Annotated in this window: 14 protein-coding genes; 2 read left to right on the top strand and 12 right to left on the bottom strand. The window is 71.3% G+C overall.

What is annotated here, in order from left to right:
• Positions 1–9 precede the first annotated feature (9 nt).
• From ACESM1_RS08480 to argS, 12 genes are all read right to left on the bottom strand, one after another.
• Positions 10–1809 (bottom strand): hypothetical protein, encoded by a 1800-nt coding sequence (locus ACESM1_RS08480; RefSeq protein ID WP_372619275.1) that lies wholly within the window; start codon positions 1807–1809, stop codon positions 10–12.
• 139 nt (positions 1810–1948) lie between these two features.
• Positions 1949–3229 carry a serine--tRNA ligase gene (gene serS, locus ACESM1_RS08485; RefSeq protein WP_372619276.1) on the bottom strand — a complete coding sequence of 427 codons (1281 nt, stop codon included), beginning with the start codon at positions 3227–3229 and terminating at the stop codon, positions 1949–1951.
• 50 nt (positions 3230–3279) lie between these two features.
• Entirely contained in the window at positions 3280–3501 is a 222-nt protein-coding gene (locus ACESM1_RS08490; protein WP_372619277.1) for a hypothetical protein, read from the bottom strand.
• On the bottom strand, positions 3498–4247 hold the full coding sequence (gene tatC, locus ACESM1_RS08495) for a twin-arginine translocase subunit TatC (RefSeq protein WP_372619504.1): 750 nt from the start codon (positions 4245–4247) through the stop codon (positions 3498–3500). Before tatC ends, ACESM1_RS08490 begins: the two co-directional genes overlap by 4 nt.
• Positions 4248–4304: 57 nt before the next feature.
• Positions 4305–4928: a Sec-independent protein translocase protein TatB gene (gene tatB, locus ACESM1_RS08500; protein ID WP_372619278.1), complete on the bottom strand. Its 624-nt coding sequence runs from the start codon at positions 4926–4928 to the stop codon at positions 4305–4307.
• A gap of 116 nt (positions 4929–5044) precedes the next feature.
• Complete coding sequence (locus ACESM1_RS08505) at positions 5045–6166, bottom strand: ABC transporter ATP-binding protein (RefSeq protein ID WP_372619279.1); 1122 nt, start codon at positions 6164–6166, stop codon at positions 5045–5047.
• Positions 6167–6313: 147 nt separating this feature from the next.
• Entirely contained in the window at positions 6314–6988 is a 675-nt protein-coding gene (scpB, locus tag ACESM1_RS08510) for an SMC-Scp complex subunit ScpB (protein ID WP_372619280.1), read from the bottom strand.
• Positions 6972–7790 (bottom strand): segregation and condensation protein A, encoded by an 819-nt coding sequence (locus tag ACESM1_RS08515; protein ID WP_372619281.1) that lies wholly within the window; start codon positions 7788–7790, stop codon positions 6972–6974. Before ACESM1_RS08515 ends, scpB begins: the two co-directional genes overlap by 17 nt.
• A complete protein-coding gene (locus ACESM1_RS08520) occupies positions 7787–8485 on the bottom strand; it encodes a site-2 protease family protein (protein WP_372619282.1) in 699 nt (232 codons plus the stop codon). Before ACESM1_RS08520 ends, ACESM1_RS08515 begins: the two co-directional genes overlap by 4 nt.
• Positions 8486–8492: 7 nt before the next feature.
• Complete coding sequence (nagZ, locus tag ACESM1_RS08525) at positions 8493–9521, bottom strand: beta-N-acetylhexosaminidase (protein WP_372619506.1); 1029 nt, start codon at positions 9519–9521, stop codon at positions 8493–8495.
• Positions 9470–10219: an SPOR domain-containing protein gene (locus ACESM1_RS08530; protein ID WP_372619283.1), complete on the bottom strand. Its 750-nt coding sequence runs from the start codon at positions 10217–10219 to the stop codon at positions 9470–9472. Before ACESM1_RS08530 ends, nagZ begins: the two co-directional genes overlap by 52 nt.
• Positions 10216–12000, bottom strand: a complete 1785-nt coding sequence (argS, locus tag ACESM1_RS08535; RefSeq protein WP_372619284.1) for an arginine--tRNA ligase — start codon at positions 11998–12000, stop codon at positions 10216–10218. The genes ACESM1_RS08530 and argS overlap by 4 nt, the downstream gene beginning before the upstream one ends.
• Before the next feature lie 90 nt (positions 12001–12090).
• Between argS and ACESM1_RS08540 the strand changes: the two genes are divergently transcribed.
• Together ACESM1_RS08540 and ACESM1_RS08545 are read left to right on the top strand one after the other, a co-directional pair.
• Positions 12091–13224 (top strand): FAD-dependent monooxygenase, encoded by a 1134-nt coding sequence (locus tag ACESM1_RS08540; RefSeq protein ID WP_372619285.1) that lies wholly within the window; start codon positions 12091–12093, stop codon positions 13222–13224.
• Positions 13221–14849: a benzoate-CoA ligase family protein gene (locus ACESM1_RS08545; RefSeq protein ID WP_372619286.1), complete on the top strand. Its 1629-nt coding sequence runs from the start codon at positions 13221–13223 to the stop codon at positions 14847–14849. Before ACESM1_RS08540 ends, ACESM1_RS08545 begins: the two co-directional genes overlap by 4 nt.
• Positions 14850–14959 lie beyond the last annotated feature (110 nt).

A 14959-nucleotide genomic window follows, 5' to 3' on the forward strand; every position in this document is an offset into this window, starting at 1 on the left:
TCACACGCCTCAGCCCAGCAGGCTGTCTCCGCCGAAGGCCGGAGCGAGGGCATCCAGGAAGCCCTGCAGCCCGATCTCCTCGCCGGAGAGCCCGGCCTGGATGACATAGCCCACCCCCGCGGCGAGCGCGCCGGACACGCCCTCGACCGGCAGCAGCGCACCGGAAGCGACGGAAAGCCCCGGCTGGTACCCGGCCTCCCCGTTCACCTCGCCCCCGGTCCCCTCGCCCTGGGCCGCGGTGGTGGTCAGGCCATGCACCTCGATCTGCCGCCCGGCGAAGCGGTCCTGGAACTCCTCGAAGATCTGCGCCTCGCCCGGATCCGACAGGTCGAAATCGTAGGTCTGCTCAAGGCTGACCCGTCCGTCCGCATCGGCAACGGGGAAGTCGCCGATGAGGGTCGCGTCGCTGACCTCGCCATCGGTGGTGAAGCCGAGCAGCACCGGGCCGATCACGCCCATCGCCTCGCTCGCCTCCAGGAACCCGTCGGTATCCGTGTCGAGCTGCAGGTTCGGCACCAGCGAGGCCCGGTCATCGGCGAAGCCATGGATGTGCATCGGGTGCTCGGCGCCCGGCGTCAGCCCGTCGAGCTCCAGATCCACCGCGACCGTCCCGGCCGCCTCGTCGAAGGTCACGACCGCGGCGCCGAACACGCCGGAGTTGTTGGCGGGCTGGATCAGGCTGACGAAGCGCGTCGCATCCGTCCCGGCCACGTCCGGATCCTCCGCTGAAATCGGGCCGCTGCCGTCCGGCGCCAGGGTGTAGGGGGCCTGCGCATCCAGCAGCCCGCGGAAGACGTCGCCGGCGAGATCCGGCGAGAGCGCCGTCAGCACGTTCAGCACCGTCCCGAGCTGCCCCGGCACGTCGTGGGTCAGGCCACCGGCGGCAGGGATATCGGCCTGGTAGCCGGTGTCCGGACCGGCCTCGTCCAGCCCCTCGATGGCGAGCAGGCGGCCATCCAGCCGGGTCTCCAATGCGGCAAGCGTCGCGGCATCCGGCGTGACGGTGCCGGAGAAGCTGATGTTGCCCTCCGCATCGGCCACCGGGTTGCCGAGTTCGAGCAGAACGGGCCCGGCGGCGCTCGCCGCCTCGGTCGCGTCCAGCGTGCCATCGCCGTCGGCGTCGTCCGCCACGGTCGGCAGGCGGCTGGCCTGGCCGCCCCCGAGGCCGGAGAGCGCGATGGCATGCGCCTCGCCCGGCGTGAAGCCGCTGCCCTCGATCGTGACGCGCAGCGCATCGCCGTCGAGCCTCAGCTGCGCGAGCGCCTGGGCACCGGAGTTGTTGACCGGCGTGACCCAGGCAAGCACCGACCCGGCACCGGCGCCGGTGACGTCTTCGGGGAGGTCGTCCAACTCATCCTCGGCCTCGTCTATCGCCTGCTCGACGTCCTCGGCGAGGTCGTCCAGTGGTTCGTCGGCATCATCCGCCGCCTGCCCGAACTCATCGGCGAGGTCGTCCAGCTGCTCGCCGGCGTCGTCGGCCGCCCGCTCTGCGTCATCGGCGAGATCATCCACCGGCTCGTCGGCATCATCGGCCGCCTGCGCCGCGTCGTCGGCGAGATCTTCCAGCGGCTCGTCCGCGTCGTCGGCGGCCCGCTCTGCGTCATCGGCGAGATCATCCACCGGCTCGTCGGCATCATCGGCCGCCTGCGCCGCGTCGTCGGCGAGATCGTCCAGCGGCTGGTCCGCGTCGTCCAATGTCTCCCCGACATCTGTCAGCGCCTCGTTGACGCCTTCGGTCTCGCGGTCGCCGAGAATGTCGTCGCCAAGGATGTCTTCAATACGGAACAATGGGCTGCTGGTGCCTGACATGCGCTCGCTCCATGGCCCCGGAGGTGATCGGGCGGGGCACTGGCGCGGCGAACGCAAGAAAAAGCTGCCGGGTTTCTAACTGCCTCGAAATCGCCCTATTTCAAATGGTGCGAAACCAAAGTCATCGCAGCTGCAACAACTACGCAGTCGCTGAACTGATCCGAGTAATTCCACCCATCCAGGGCCTCAGGACTTCCGGAACAGTCACGGACCCGCTTTCATCCTGCAAAGTCTCCAGCACGGCGATCAGTGCCCGCCCTACCGCGACGCCCGAGCCGTTCAGCGTGTGCACGAACTCCGTCCCCTTCGCACCCGCCGTCCGGAAGCGTGCGTCCATCCGCCGCGCCTGGAAGTCGCGGCAGTTGGAGCAGGAGGAGATCTCGCGCCATGCCTGCTGGCCAGGCAGCCAGACCTCCAGATCGTAGGTCCTCGCGGCGCCAAAGCCAGTGTCGCCGGCGCAGAGCAGAACGCGCCGCCAGGTCAGGCCGAGTTCGGTCAGCACCCGCTCGGCGCAGCGCGTCATGCGCTCATGCTCGGCATCGGATTCACCTGGTGCAGTGACGGAGACGAGCTCCACCTTGGCGAACTGGTGCTGGCGCAGCATCCCGCGCGTGTCGCGTCCGGCCGAGCCCGCCTCCGAGCGGAAGCACGGCGTAAGCGCCGTCAGCCGCAACGGCAGCGCGGCCTCGGCCAGGATCTCCCTGGCCACGAAATTCGTCAGCGGCACTTCGGCGGTCGGGATCAGCCATCGCCCATCGGTGGTGCGGAACAAGTCCTCGGCGAATTTCGGCAACTGGCCGGTGCCGTACATCGTGGCGTCGTTGACCAGGTAGGGCACGGTCGCCTCGGTGTAGCCGTGTTCCTCCGTATGCAGCGTGATCATCCACTGGCCAAGCGCACGCTCGAGCCGCGCCAGCGCGCCCTTCAGCACGGTGAAGCGGGCCCCGGCGAGCTTGGCGGCGGTGCCAAACTCCATCAGCCCGAGCGCCTCGCCGATCTCGAAGTGCTGCTTTGGCGCAAAGGGGAACTCGCGCGGCGTGCCGTGGACGTGCAGGACGACGTTGGCCGATTCGTCGGCGCCGTCCGGCACGTCGGGGTCGAGGCGGTTGGGGAGGGTTGCGAGGAGCGCCCGCAACGACTGCTCGTGGGCCTGGACCTCCGTCTCAAACTCCCCGATCTCGTTGCGGATGCGGAGCGCCTCAGCCTCCTCTCGCTCGGTGGGAATGCCCTTCCGCTTGGACTCGCCAATCGCTTTCGCCAGCGCATTGCGCTGTTGCTGACGCTGCTCGATGCCCTGCTTGCGCTCGCGGTGGGCGCGGTCGATGCCAAGGATCGCGTCTGCCGCAGACGGCAAGCCTCGCCGCGCCAGCGCCGCGTCGAAGGCAGCGGGGTCGGCGCGCAGCGCCTTGATGTCATGCATGGTCGGGAACCCGTTGCGTCATGCGCCGCGGAACGCGGCACACGCTCCGGCTAGGGAAGCTTGCGCAACCCGTCAAGAAAGGCACCATGCTCTTCCTCGGTCCAGCGAGGCCCATGCTGGCCCTGGGCAGTCGAAGCGTCGATGACGCCGCCGAGGCCAATGCGACGTGCCGAGATGTTCGTCGCGTCGTACATGTCCTCATCAAAGACGGCGCCCTCGACCACGGCCTGGTCCGCGCGCATTCGATTCGGTGCCGCGGCCTCCGCCGTCACGTCGCCCCCTTGTCCGGCTTCGGCGCCATCCAGCCCGCCGCCAGGATCGAGATCTCGTAGAGAAGGATCAGCGGCAGGGCGAGGCCGATCTGGCTGATCACGTCGGGCGGCGTGATGATTGCTGCCACGACGAACATCCCGACGATCGCGTAGCGCCGACCCTTCTTCAGCCCCTCCACGCTGACGATGCCGACGCGCGCGAGCAGCGTCAGCAGCACCGGCAGCTGGAAGGCGATGCCGAAGGCCAGGATCATGTGCATCACCAGCGAGAGATACTCGCTGACCTTCGCCTCGAGCTGGATCGCCACCGTGCCCGCCTCGGCCGGCGTCTCGAAGGAGATGAAGAAGCTCCAGGCCATCGGGAAGATCGCGTAATACGCCAGCGCCGCGCCGAAGATGAACAGGAAGGGCGAGGCGACCAGGAACGGGGTGATCGCCCGCTTCTCCGACCGGTAGAGGCCCGGCGCGATGAACAGCCAGAGCTGCGTCGCCCACATGGGGAAGGAGAAGAATACCGCGCCGAAGAAGGCCACCTTCAGATAGGTGAAGAAGGCTTCGTACAGTGCGGTGAAGATCATCCGCCGCTCCGTCCCGCTCTGCGCCGCAAGGATGTCGGCCAGCGGCGCGGCGAGGAATCCGTAGATCTGCCGCGAGAAGTAATAGCAGATCGCAAACGCGATGATGAAGGCGCCGATCGACCACATGAGCCGCGTGCGCAGCTCCATGAGATGCTCGATCAACGGCATCGGCTTGTCGTCAATCGTATCGTTGTCTTCGCGCGGCAAGGTTGGGGCGTCCAGGTCTCAGGCCGCGGAGCCGGGGCCGCCACCGGGCGGCCCTCCGGCGCGTGCGGGCGCGGGTTGGGCGACGGGCGTGGCAGCGGGCGGCGGCACGAAGGCTGGCGGCGCCTCCGGCGCGACGGCCGGCGGCGCCTCCGCGGTGACGGTCGGCACGGCGGCGGGCGGGGACATGGGCGGCGGCGGCATCGCCGCGGCAACGCCCGGTGGCACGAAGGCCGGCGCCGCGGAGACCGCGGGCGGCGGCGCGCCGTCGGCTCCAGGCTGCGGCGGCGGGGTCACGGTGGCGCCGTGCTCGGGCTCCGGGGTCTTGTCCCAGGCGTCTTTCAGCGGATTGCCGATCGGGTCCTCGGTGAAGGTCTTGCGAAGATTCCCGTCCCGGTCGATCTCGCGCTCCACCGCGCTGCGGAAGTCGAAGCTGCGGATCTCGTTGATCTGGTTCCGCACATCCTCGAGCTTCGCCTCGCGCACCACCTCGTCAAGCTGGCCCTGGAACTGCCCGGCCATGGCGCGCAGCTTCTGGATGCCCTTGGCGATCCCGCGCACTGCCTCCGGCAGGTCCTTGGGGCCGATAATGACCACCGCGACCACCGCGATCAGCGCGAGTTCCGTCCAGTCGAGACCGAGCATGCCACCCCTTCTCCGCTCCCGGTTGTCCGCCCGGGCCGCGGGGCGTTTCCGTTAGCAGGAAGACCGCGCCCCGCCAATGAGGCCCCGGCAGGTCGGGACCCTGGCTTCGGACTTACTTAGGGTGCCTCGGGCGGGAATACGAAGGCCCGCTCGGCATCCATCGCAACCGACACCTTCTCTCCACGGCTCAGCCAGATTCCGGGCGGCAGCCTGGCATGGAGATGCAGCAGCCCGCCCTGCCCGTCCGGCACCGCGAGATGTACCAGGGTTGTGGCGCCGAGCAGGCGGCAGGCCTCAACCTCCGCCACCGCGCCGCAGCCGGCGAGATGCCCGGCCAGCGGCGCCGGCGGGCCGTCGGGCGTGGGCGCCTCCAGCACGCGCAGCCCCTCCGGGCGCAGCAGCACCTCCAGCGCCGCGCCGTCCTCGCCAGGCAGCCCGCCCGGGGGCAAGCGGTTGCCGAGGTCGATGGTGCCGATCGGCGTCTCCGCCCGGCCCGCGTGCAACCTGGCGGGCAGCCGGTTGACCTCGCCGAGGAAGGTGGCGACGAAACGGCTGGCCGGGCCGAGGTAGAGGTCGGCCGGCGTGCCGAGCTGCTCGATCCGCCCCTCGTTCATCAGCGCGATGCGGTCGGCCATGAACATCGCCTCCTCCGCATCGTGGGTGACGATCAAGGTGGCGATGCCGGCTTCCTGCAGCACATGCAGCGTGTCGTCGCGCACCTGCTCGCGCAGCCGGGCATCGAGGCTGGCGAAGGCCTCGTCGAGCAACAGCACGGCGGGGCGTGGCGCGAGCGCGCGGGCGAGCGCCACGCGCTGCTGCTGCCCGCCCGAGAGCATGTGCGGCCAGGCCTTGGCGTAGGCTTCGAGCCCGACGCGGGCCAGCGCATCCATGATCCGCCACTTCCGCTGCCCGCGGGGGACGAAGCGCAGGCCGAAGGCGACGTTGTCCTCCACCGTCAGATGCGGGAACAGCGCGTAGTCCTGGAACACGAAGCCGACGCCGCGGGCCTCGGGCGGCACCTCGCGCCCCGGCTCGGCGATGGTCTCCCCGCCCAGGCTGATCCGCCCGGCCTGCAACGGCTCCAGCCCGGCGGCGAGGCGCAACAGCGTGGTCTTGCCGCAGCCGGAGGGGCCTAGCAGGCAGACGATCTCGCCCGGCTTCGCGGCAAGCGAGAGGCCGCGCAGCACCTCGCCGCGTTCGGGGTAGCTGTGGCGGATATCCTGGAAGGCGATGGACAAGTTACCGAGCCCTCAGGCGCCGGGCGGCGCCTCCGGCCTCGACGCAGTGCGCCGGGGGGCTTCCGCGCCTAGGCGCGGCTGCGCGCGGGGGCGAGGTTGCGCTGCGCGCAGGCCGCTGACGCGGCCGGGGGCTGCCCGACACAGACATCACACATCAGATCGAGCCGGCCCGGATTCGTCGGCCGGCGCATCCGCCGCCTCCCCCGGTTCCTGCACCAACGGCGCTGCCGAGAGCAGCGGCGCCGCGGCCTCGGCACTGACCAGTTCCTCGCGCTTCGGCAGGTCGCGCAGCGAGCCGAGGCCGAACTGTTCCAGGAAGCGCCCGGTGGTGCCCCACAGCGTCGGGCGTCCCGGCACTTCCTTGTGGCCCTTCGGCGCGATCAGCCCGTTCTCCAGCAGCGCCTCAAGCGTCGCCTGGGAAAGCCCCGCGCCACGGATCTCCTCGATCTCCGCCCGCGTCACCGGCTGGTGCCAGGCGATCACCGCGAGCGTCTCCATCGCCACCCGCGGCAGGCGGCGCGGCACCTCCACCACCCGGGTCAGCGCCGGCGCCAGGTCGGGCGCGGTGCGCAGCGCGAAGCCGCCGGCGGCCTCGGCCAGCACCACGCCGCGGCCCTCCAGCACGCCGCGCAGCGCCGCCAGCACCGCCTCGGCGGATTGCCCCTCAGGCAGCACCTGCTGCAGCCGCGCCGGCGTCACCGGCCGGTCGGACGCGAAGAGCAGCGCCTCGGCGAGCCGCACGGCCTCCGGGGTCGCGACGAAGGCGACCTCGGTGGTGCCGATTGCTGCGTCTTCCGCCGGCTCCTCAGGCGGCGCGGACATCCTGGCTCTCCTCCACGCGCTCGGCACGGCGGAGCATGATGGGGCCGAAGGCCCGCTCCTGGCGAAGCTCCAACGCACCGCCGCGAGCCATCTCCAAGCTTGCCACGAGCGTGCTGGCAAGAGCCGCCCGGCGCTCCACGGTATCGAGCATCGCGCCGACGTCGTCATCAGGCAGGAATCGCTGGAGAACCGCCCAGGAGGGGAACTCGCCGATCACGCGCGAAAGCCTGCCGATGGCCTCCTGCACCGACCACAGCCGGCGGGGCTTCGGCCGGTAGGGCCGCTTCGCCAGTGCCCGGCGCCGCCCCGCCACATAGGCCTGGCAGAGAGCCGAAAGGTCGGCGCGGATGCCGGAGCGATCCTCGACGCGCAGATCCTCCGGCGCGCCGCGCGGGAACACGTCCCGGTTCAGCTGCGGACGGGCGCCGAGCCAGGCGGCGCCGGCGCGCATCCGCTCCAGCTCGGCAAGGCGGTCGGTCAGCCGGCCGGCGAGTGCGTCCGGGTCCTCGCCGGCGGTCTCCTCCTTCGGCAGCAGCAGGCGGGATTTCAGCCAGGCGAGCCAGGCGGCCATCACCAGCCACTCGGCCCGCACCTCCAGCCGGAGGCCGCGTGCCTGCTCGATCACCGCGAGGTACTGGTCCACCAGCGCGACGATCGAGATGGTGCCGAGATCGAGTTTCTGGCTCCGCGCCAGTTCCAGCAGCAGGTCGAGCGGGCCTTCGAAGCCGTCGAGTTGCAGATGCAGCACATGCGTGCCCGCATCGCCGAGCGGCGCCGGAAAGGCGGGTGCGGTCGCGGTCATGCGGGCCCCCCATGGCCGGAGAGGATGAAGATCAGGCGCAGCACCGGCAGCGCGACGTTGCGCAGCAGCCAGCCGAGCGGATCGAGCCCGGGGATCGCCATGGGCAGCAGGAAGACGACGCCGATGACCAGCAGCAGCCCCACCCGCTCCAGCTGGGCGACGCCGGCCGCAAGCGGCGCCGGCAGGACCCCCACCAGGATGCGGCCGCCATCGAGCGGAGGGATCGGCAGCAGGTTGAAACAGGCGAGGATCACATTCACCAGCATGCTCAACGCGATGAAGCGCAGCAGCCATTCCACCGCGCCGATCGGCAGCGACTCGGCCCCCGCCTCCACACCATGGGCGGCGATGCCGAAGCCCCAGGCAAGCGCGAAGTTGATCCCTGGCCCGGCCGCCGCCACCAGGACCATGCCCCATCGCGGGTTGCGCAGCCGCCAGATATCCACCGGCACCGGCTTGGCCCAGCCGAACATCGCCTGCACCGAGCCCATGGTCAGCAACTGCCCGGCCAGCAGGATGCCCGGCACGATCAGCGTGCCGACCGGGTCCACATGGCGGATCGGGTTGAGGCTGAGCCGCCCGAGCCGCGCGGCGGTGTCGTCGCCCAGCCATTTGGCGGCATAGCCATGCGCCGCCTCGTGCAGCGTGATGGCCAGGATGGCGGCGAGCGCGACCGCGGCGATCTCGCCGATCATCGGTGCGTCACGCGACGACCTGGGCCGGCAGGCGAGCACGCTCCGTCGCGGCACGCGCGGCATCGAGCCGGCGGGCGGCCTGGTCGGACAGAACCGGGCAGGCTTCGAGGATCGCCGCCGTCTCGGCCAGCACGCCGGTGCAGTGCAGCACCAGGTCGCAGCCGGCGCCGATCGCCGCGCCGGCCAGGTCGTCGGACAGGCCGCCCATCGCCCCCATCGCCAGATCGTCGGAAACCAGCACGCCGTCGAAGCCGATCTCGCCGCGGATCACCCGCTCGATCACCACGGGAGAAAGCGTGGCGGGACGCTGCGCGTCCCAGGCGGCGTAGAGGATATGCGCCGTCATCGCCCAAAGGGAGGCCGGATCGCCGCATCCCGCAAGGTCACGGAAGGGCGCGATGTCGGCGGCCAGGTCGGCCGCCGGGGCGTCCACCCGCGGCAGGCTCTCGTGGCTGTCCACCAGGGCGCGGCCGTGGCCGGGGATGTGCTTGATCACCGGGATGCAGCCGGCCGACTGCAGGCCGCGCACCCAGGCGGCGCCGATCCGGGCAATCTCCGCCGGATCGGCCGAGAAGGCGCGGTCGCCGATCACCTGGTGCTGGCCGGGCAGCCGCAGGTCGAGACAGGGCGCGCAGACCACGTCGAGGCCGAACGCGGCACATTCCGCCCCGAGCAGCGCGGCATTGGCCTCGGCTGCCGCGGCCGGGCCACCTTCGAAGCTGGCGGGCGTGGGATAGGCGGCCCAGTGGGGCGGCCGCAGCCGCGCGACACGGCCGCCTTCCTGGTCCACCAGGATGGGCGCGTCCCCGCCGAGTTCCTCGCGCAGCGCGGCGGTGAGCGCCGCCAGCTGCGCCGGCGCCTCCACATTGCGGCGGAACAGGATGGCGCCGAGCGGGCGGCGGCGCCGGAACAGCGCCACCTCCTCGGCCGTGAGTGTCGTGCCCGCGATGCCGACGATGGCGGCGCGCGGCGCCGTGGCGGTGCTCAGCTGCGCACCATCATGCAGGCGCCGCGCCTGGCCTTGATCTGCTCGCAGAACTCCGCGGCGGTGTCGGCGTCCGGCAGACCGCCGGTCCGCAGGCGGAACAGAGGCGAGCGGCCCTCGCGCTCGAAGCGGACGATCTGCGGCGTGCGGCCCTCCAGCAGCTCCGGCACCAGCCGATTGAGCCGCGCCCATTCGGCGCGCGCGGCCTCCACGCTGGTCAGCGCGCCGAGCTGCACCTGGACGGACCCGGTGGCGGCGCGCGCCGGGGCGGGTGCCGCAGCCGGCTGCGGTGCGGGCTCAGGCGCGGGTGGCGCGGCGGCAGCCACTTCGGGCGCCGCGGCGGGTTCCGGCGCCGGCTGCGGCGGGGCCGCTGCCACGGAGACCGGCGGCGGCGCCACGGCGGCGCGCAGCATGTTGAGGTCTGGCGTCTCCGCCTCCGGCGCCAGCGCGGAGGCCCGGCCCGCCTGGGCCGGCCCCTGGCTCCGGGCAGCCGGGCGTTCGAGGATCAGCTCGGCCTGGTTGGGCACGCGCAGCCCGCCCGGATCGTCCGGGCGGACCTTGTAGGGACGCGGATCGGCCTCCACCACCGGGATGGTCTGCGGCCCGCCGAAGCGCTGGAACGCCCACCAGCCACCGGCGCCGCCGGCGACCAGCGCCAGAAGCACGCCGGCGACAGCCAGCATGCGCCAGGGGAGGGCGGAAGCCTCCCGCTGCACCCGATAGGATGGCACCATCGCATCCGTCGTCATCGCATCTCCTCGACCGGCTCGACCCCCATCACGGCGAGGCCCGAGCGGAGCACCACCGCCGTGGCCGCCACCAGCGCCAGCCGCGCGCGCGTGGCCTCCGGCTCCTCTGCGCGGATGAAGCGCAGCGTAGCGTCCTCTCGCCCCTTGTTCCACAATACATGAAAGTCGCTGGCCAAGTCTTGGAGAAAGAACGCGATTCGGTGTGGCTCCCGTGCCACCGCCGCGGCCTCCACGGTGCGCGGCCAAGCGGCCATGCGGCGGATCAGGGCCATCTCGGCCGGGTCGGCCAGGGCGTCGAGCGGCGCGGCCGCCAGCTCGGCCGCCGGGGGATCACCAGCACCGCGCAGCACGCTGCGGCAGCGGGCATGGGCGTACTGCACGTAGAAGACCGGGTTGTCGCGCGACTGCTCCACCACCTTGTCGAGGTCGAATTCCATCTGCGCATCCGCCTTGCGCGTCAGCATGGTGAAGCGCACGGCGTCCTTGCCGACCTCCTCGATCAGGTCGCGCAGCGTGACATAGGTGCCGGCGCGCTTGGACATGCGCACCGGCTGGCCGCCCTTCATCACATGCACGATCTGCGTCAGCACCACGTCGAGCTTCACGCGCCCGTCGGACAGCGCCGCGACGGCGGCATTCATGCGCTTGACGTAGCCGCCATGGTCCGCACCCCAGACATGCACCAGCTCGGGGAAGCCGCGCTCGATCTTGTCGAGGTGGTTGGCGACATCGTTCGCGAAATAGGTGCCGGAGCCGTCGGACTTGCGCAGCGGCCGGTCCACGTCGTCGCCGAACTGCGTGGCGCGGAACAGCGTCTGCTCGCGCGGCTCCCAGTCGTCCGGCGTCTTGCCCTTCGGCGGTTCCAGCACGCCGCGATAGATCAGGCCCTTGGCCTCGAGCAGCTTCTCCGCCTGATCGAGCCTGCCGGCGGCGACGATCGCACGCTCGCTGATGAAGACGTCGTGCCGCACGCCGAGGGCGGCGAGATCCTCGCGGATCGCCTCCATCATCACATGCACGGTGCTGTCGCGGACGATGTCGAGCCAGACATCCGGGCCGGCGGCGGCATAGTCGAAGACGCCGTCGGCGACAGCCAGCGCGTCGCCGTGGCGTTCCTTCAGCGCCGCGCCCACCGGAATCAGGTATTCGCCGCGGTACTGCAGCCCGCCGGGGACGGATTGCGCGTAATGGTCCTCGGTCATGGTGGTACCGAGCTCTTGCAGGTATCGCCAATACGCCGCGTAGGCGAGCGCCAGGACCTGCGCGCCGGCGTCGTTGATGTAGTATTCGCGCGTGACCTCGTAGCCCGCCTTGTGCAGCAGCCCGGCCAGCGCATCGCCCACGACGGCGCCGCGGCAATGGCCGACATGCATCGGCCCGGTCGGGTTGGCGGAGACGTACTCAACATCCACCCGCACCCCCTGCCCCAGCCGGCTGTCGCCATAGGCCTCGCCGGTGCGCAGGATTTCCGGGACCTGGCACCGAAGAAAATCCTCCTTCAGGCGCAGGTTCACGAATCCGGGACCGGCCGGGGTGGCCTCCGCCACTTCCGGCAGGGCGGCGAGGCGTTCGGCCAGCGCGGTGGCGATCTTCTGCGGCGGCTGGCGGGCGGCCTTGGCGACCACCATCGCCCCGTTGGTCGCCATGTCGCCATGCGCCGCATCGCGCGGCGGCTCGGTCTGCACGCGCGCGAAGGCCTCCTCCGGCAGGTCCGGCAGGATCTCGCGGAGTGCGGCGACGATACGGGCGCGCATCGTGGCGAAGATGTCGTGGCTGGTCATGGCCCGGTCGCTTTAGCCCAGCGGGGGCGACCTCGCCATGCCCGCGCCGCCACGGCTACCCTGCCCGGCGACGGAGGAGGGAAGCTCAGGATGCGAATCGCCATCGCCGGAGCGGGCCCTGCCGGCCTGCACCTCGCCGCCCTGCTCCGCGCCCGGCGGCCGGAGGCCGGGATTCGCCTGGTGGAGCAGAACCCGGAGGGCGCGACCTTCGGCTTCGGCGTGGTGTTCTCCGACAAGGCGCTGGACTTCCTGGCCGCTGACGACCCCGGCCTGCATGCGGCGCTGACGGCGCGGCTTGAATCCTGGCAGGCCATCACGCTCAACCACCCCGAGGGCCAGGTGCTGATCGACGGCATCGGCTTCACCGCCATCGCCCGCCTCGAATTGCTGCGCCTGCTGACGGATCGCTGCCGCGCGCTCGGCGTGGAGCCAGAGTTCAACACCGCCATCCGCGGCCCCGAGGCCTTCGCCGACCACGACCTGATCGTCGCCGCCGACGGCGTGAACTCCACCCTGCGCAACTCGGGAAAATTCGGCACGGAAATCCGCGAACTCACCAACCGCTTCGCCTGGTTCGGCACGACGCAGCGCTTCGACACGCTGACCCAGACCTTCCGCCGCACGCCGCTCGGCGTCTTCAACGCGCACCACTACCGCTATGCGCCGGGGATGAGCACCTTCATCGTCGAGTGCGACGCCGCCACCTTCGCCGCCGCCGGCTTCCAGACCATGGACCCCGACCGCACGCGCGCGCTGCTGGAGGAGGTGTTCGCACCCGAACTCGACGGGCACGGGCTGATCTCCAACCGCTCCGTCTGGCGGCGCTTCCCGGTGCTGCGCAATGCGCGGTGGCACGACGGCAACATTGTGCTGATCGGCGATGCCTTGCGCACCGCGCATTTCTCCATCGGCTCCGGCACGCGGCTCGCGCTCGAAGATGCGATCGCGCTGGCCAAGGCGTTGGACGCGCATTGGGGCGACATCCCCGCCGCCCTCGCCGCCTTCGAGGCCGCCCGCCGCCCGGTGGTGGAGACGCTGACCGAGGCCGCCGACGCCTCCGCCGCCTGGTACGAGGAGTTCGCGCGGCACATGGAGCTGGCGCCGATCGACTTCGCGCTCTCCTACATCCAGCGGTCCGGCCGGGTGAAGCTGGACCGGCTGGCGCGCATCGCCCCCGCCTTCGTCGCGCGGGTCCGCGCCGAGCGACCGGAGCCTGCCGCATGAGCGCCGAACTCCCCCCCGACACCTGCCCCGACGACGCCCCCGGCGCGCGCGAGATCGCCTTCAGCCTCCCGGCCCGCTTCAACGCCGCGTCCGTGCTGTTCGACAACCTCGCGCGAGGCCATGCCGACCGCCCGGCGATCCACCATGAAGGCGGCATGCTGACCTATGCCGCGCTCTGCGCCACCGCCGCGCGCTTCGGGCATGGGTTGCTGTCGCTCGGCCTGCGGCGGTCGGAGCGCGTGCTGCTGCTGCTGGACGACACGCCCGCGATGCCCATCGCCTTCTTCGGCGCGCTGCGCGCCGGCCTGGTGCCGGTGCTGGTCAACACGCTGACGCCGCCCGACCTGCTGAACTTCTACCTGACCCACACCGGGGCGCGCGTCGCGGTGATCGAGGCCGGGCTGGCCGGCACCACGCTCTCGCAGGACGCGGTCGCCGACACCGCGCTCACCACCGCCATCATCGCTGGCGGCGTCGCCCCCGCCGCGCCGCCCGGCCTCGCCGTGACCACGCTCGACGCCCTCTCCGCCGGCCGCCGCGACACCCTGCCCGCCGCTGAAACGCACCGCGACGACATGGCCTTCTGGCTCTACAGCTCCGGCTCCACCGGCCGGCCGAAGGGCGTGGTGCATCTGCACCACGACATGGCCTACACCGCCGCAAGCTATGCCGACCACATCCTGAAGCTGACGCCCGACGACATCTGCTTCTCGGTGCCCAAGGTCTTCTTCGCCTACGGCCTTGGCAACAGCCTGACCTTCCCCTTCGCCGCCGGCGCCTCTTCCGTGCTGCTGTCCGGCCGGCCCGACGCTGCGCGGGTGTTTGCCGCGATCGGGACGCATCGCCCGACGGTCTTCTTCGGCCTGCCGACGCTCTACACCGCGCTCGCCCATGCGCCGGAGGCCGCCGGCGCCGACACGTCCAGCCTCCGGCTCTGCATCTCCGCTGCCGAGGTGCTGTCGGAGGAAGTCGCTGCGCTGTGGCAGCGCCAAACCGGGCTGCCGATCGTCGAGGGCCTCGGCAGCACGGAGGTGCTGCACATCTATCTCTCCAACAGCGCCGATGCGCGCCGCCCCGGCGCAGCCGGCCGCCGCGTGCCGGGCTACGAGGTCAGCCTGCGCGATCCGGACGGCGTGGCGGAGGTGGCGGAGGGTGCCGAAGGCATCCTCTGGGTGCGCGGCCATTCCAACGCGCCCGGCTACTGGAACCGCTTCGACAAGACCGCCGAGACCATGCGCGGATCCGGCTGGATCTGCACCGGCGACCGCTTCGTGCGCGACGCCGAGGGCTTCCACTACTTCCGCGGCCGCGCCGACGACCTGGTGAAGGTCAGCGGCCAGTGGGTGCACCCGATGGAAGTGGAGCTGTGCCTGGCCAACCACCCGGCGGTGCGGGAGGTCGCGGTGCTTGCCATGGCGCTGCCGGACCGGCGGATGACGCTGAAGGCATATGTGGTGCCGGCCGATCCGGCGGCGGATGCGGCGGCGCTGGCGGCAGCCTTGCAGGCGCACGCGAAGCAGACGCTGCTGCCCTACAAGTACCCGCGGGTGGTGGACATCGTGGCGGAGATGCCGAAGACGGGGACGGGGAAGATCGACCGGGTGGCGCTGAAGGGTAGGGGCTGAGCGGCCGCGCATGCGTGGGCATGCAGCCTCGTGCACGGCCAAGCACGCCGTTTCGCAATCACGGGGGCCGGATAATGCTTGCATTCGATGGAAGCATGCATATGCTTGCA

Origin of the sequence: Falsiroseomonas sp., from assembly GCF_041690465.1 — a bacterium.
Classification (GTDB): Bacteria; Pseudomonadota; Alphaproteobacteria; order Acetobacterales; family Acetobacteraceae; genus Falsiroseomonas.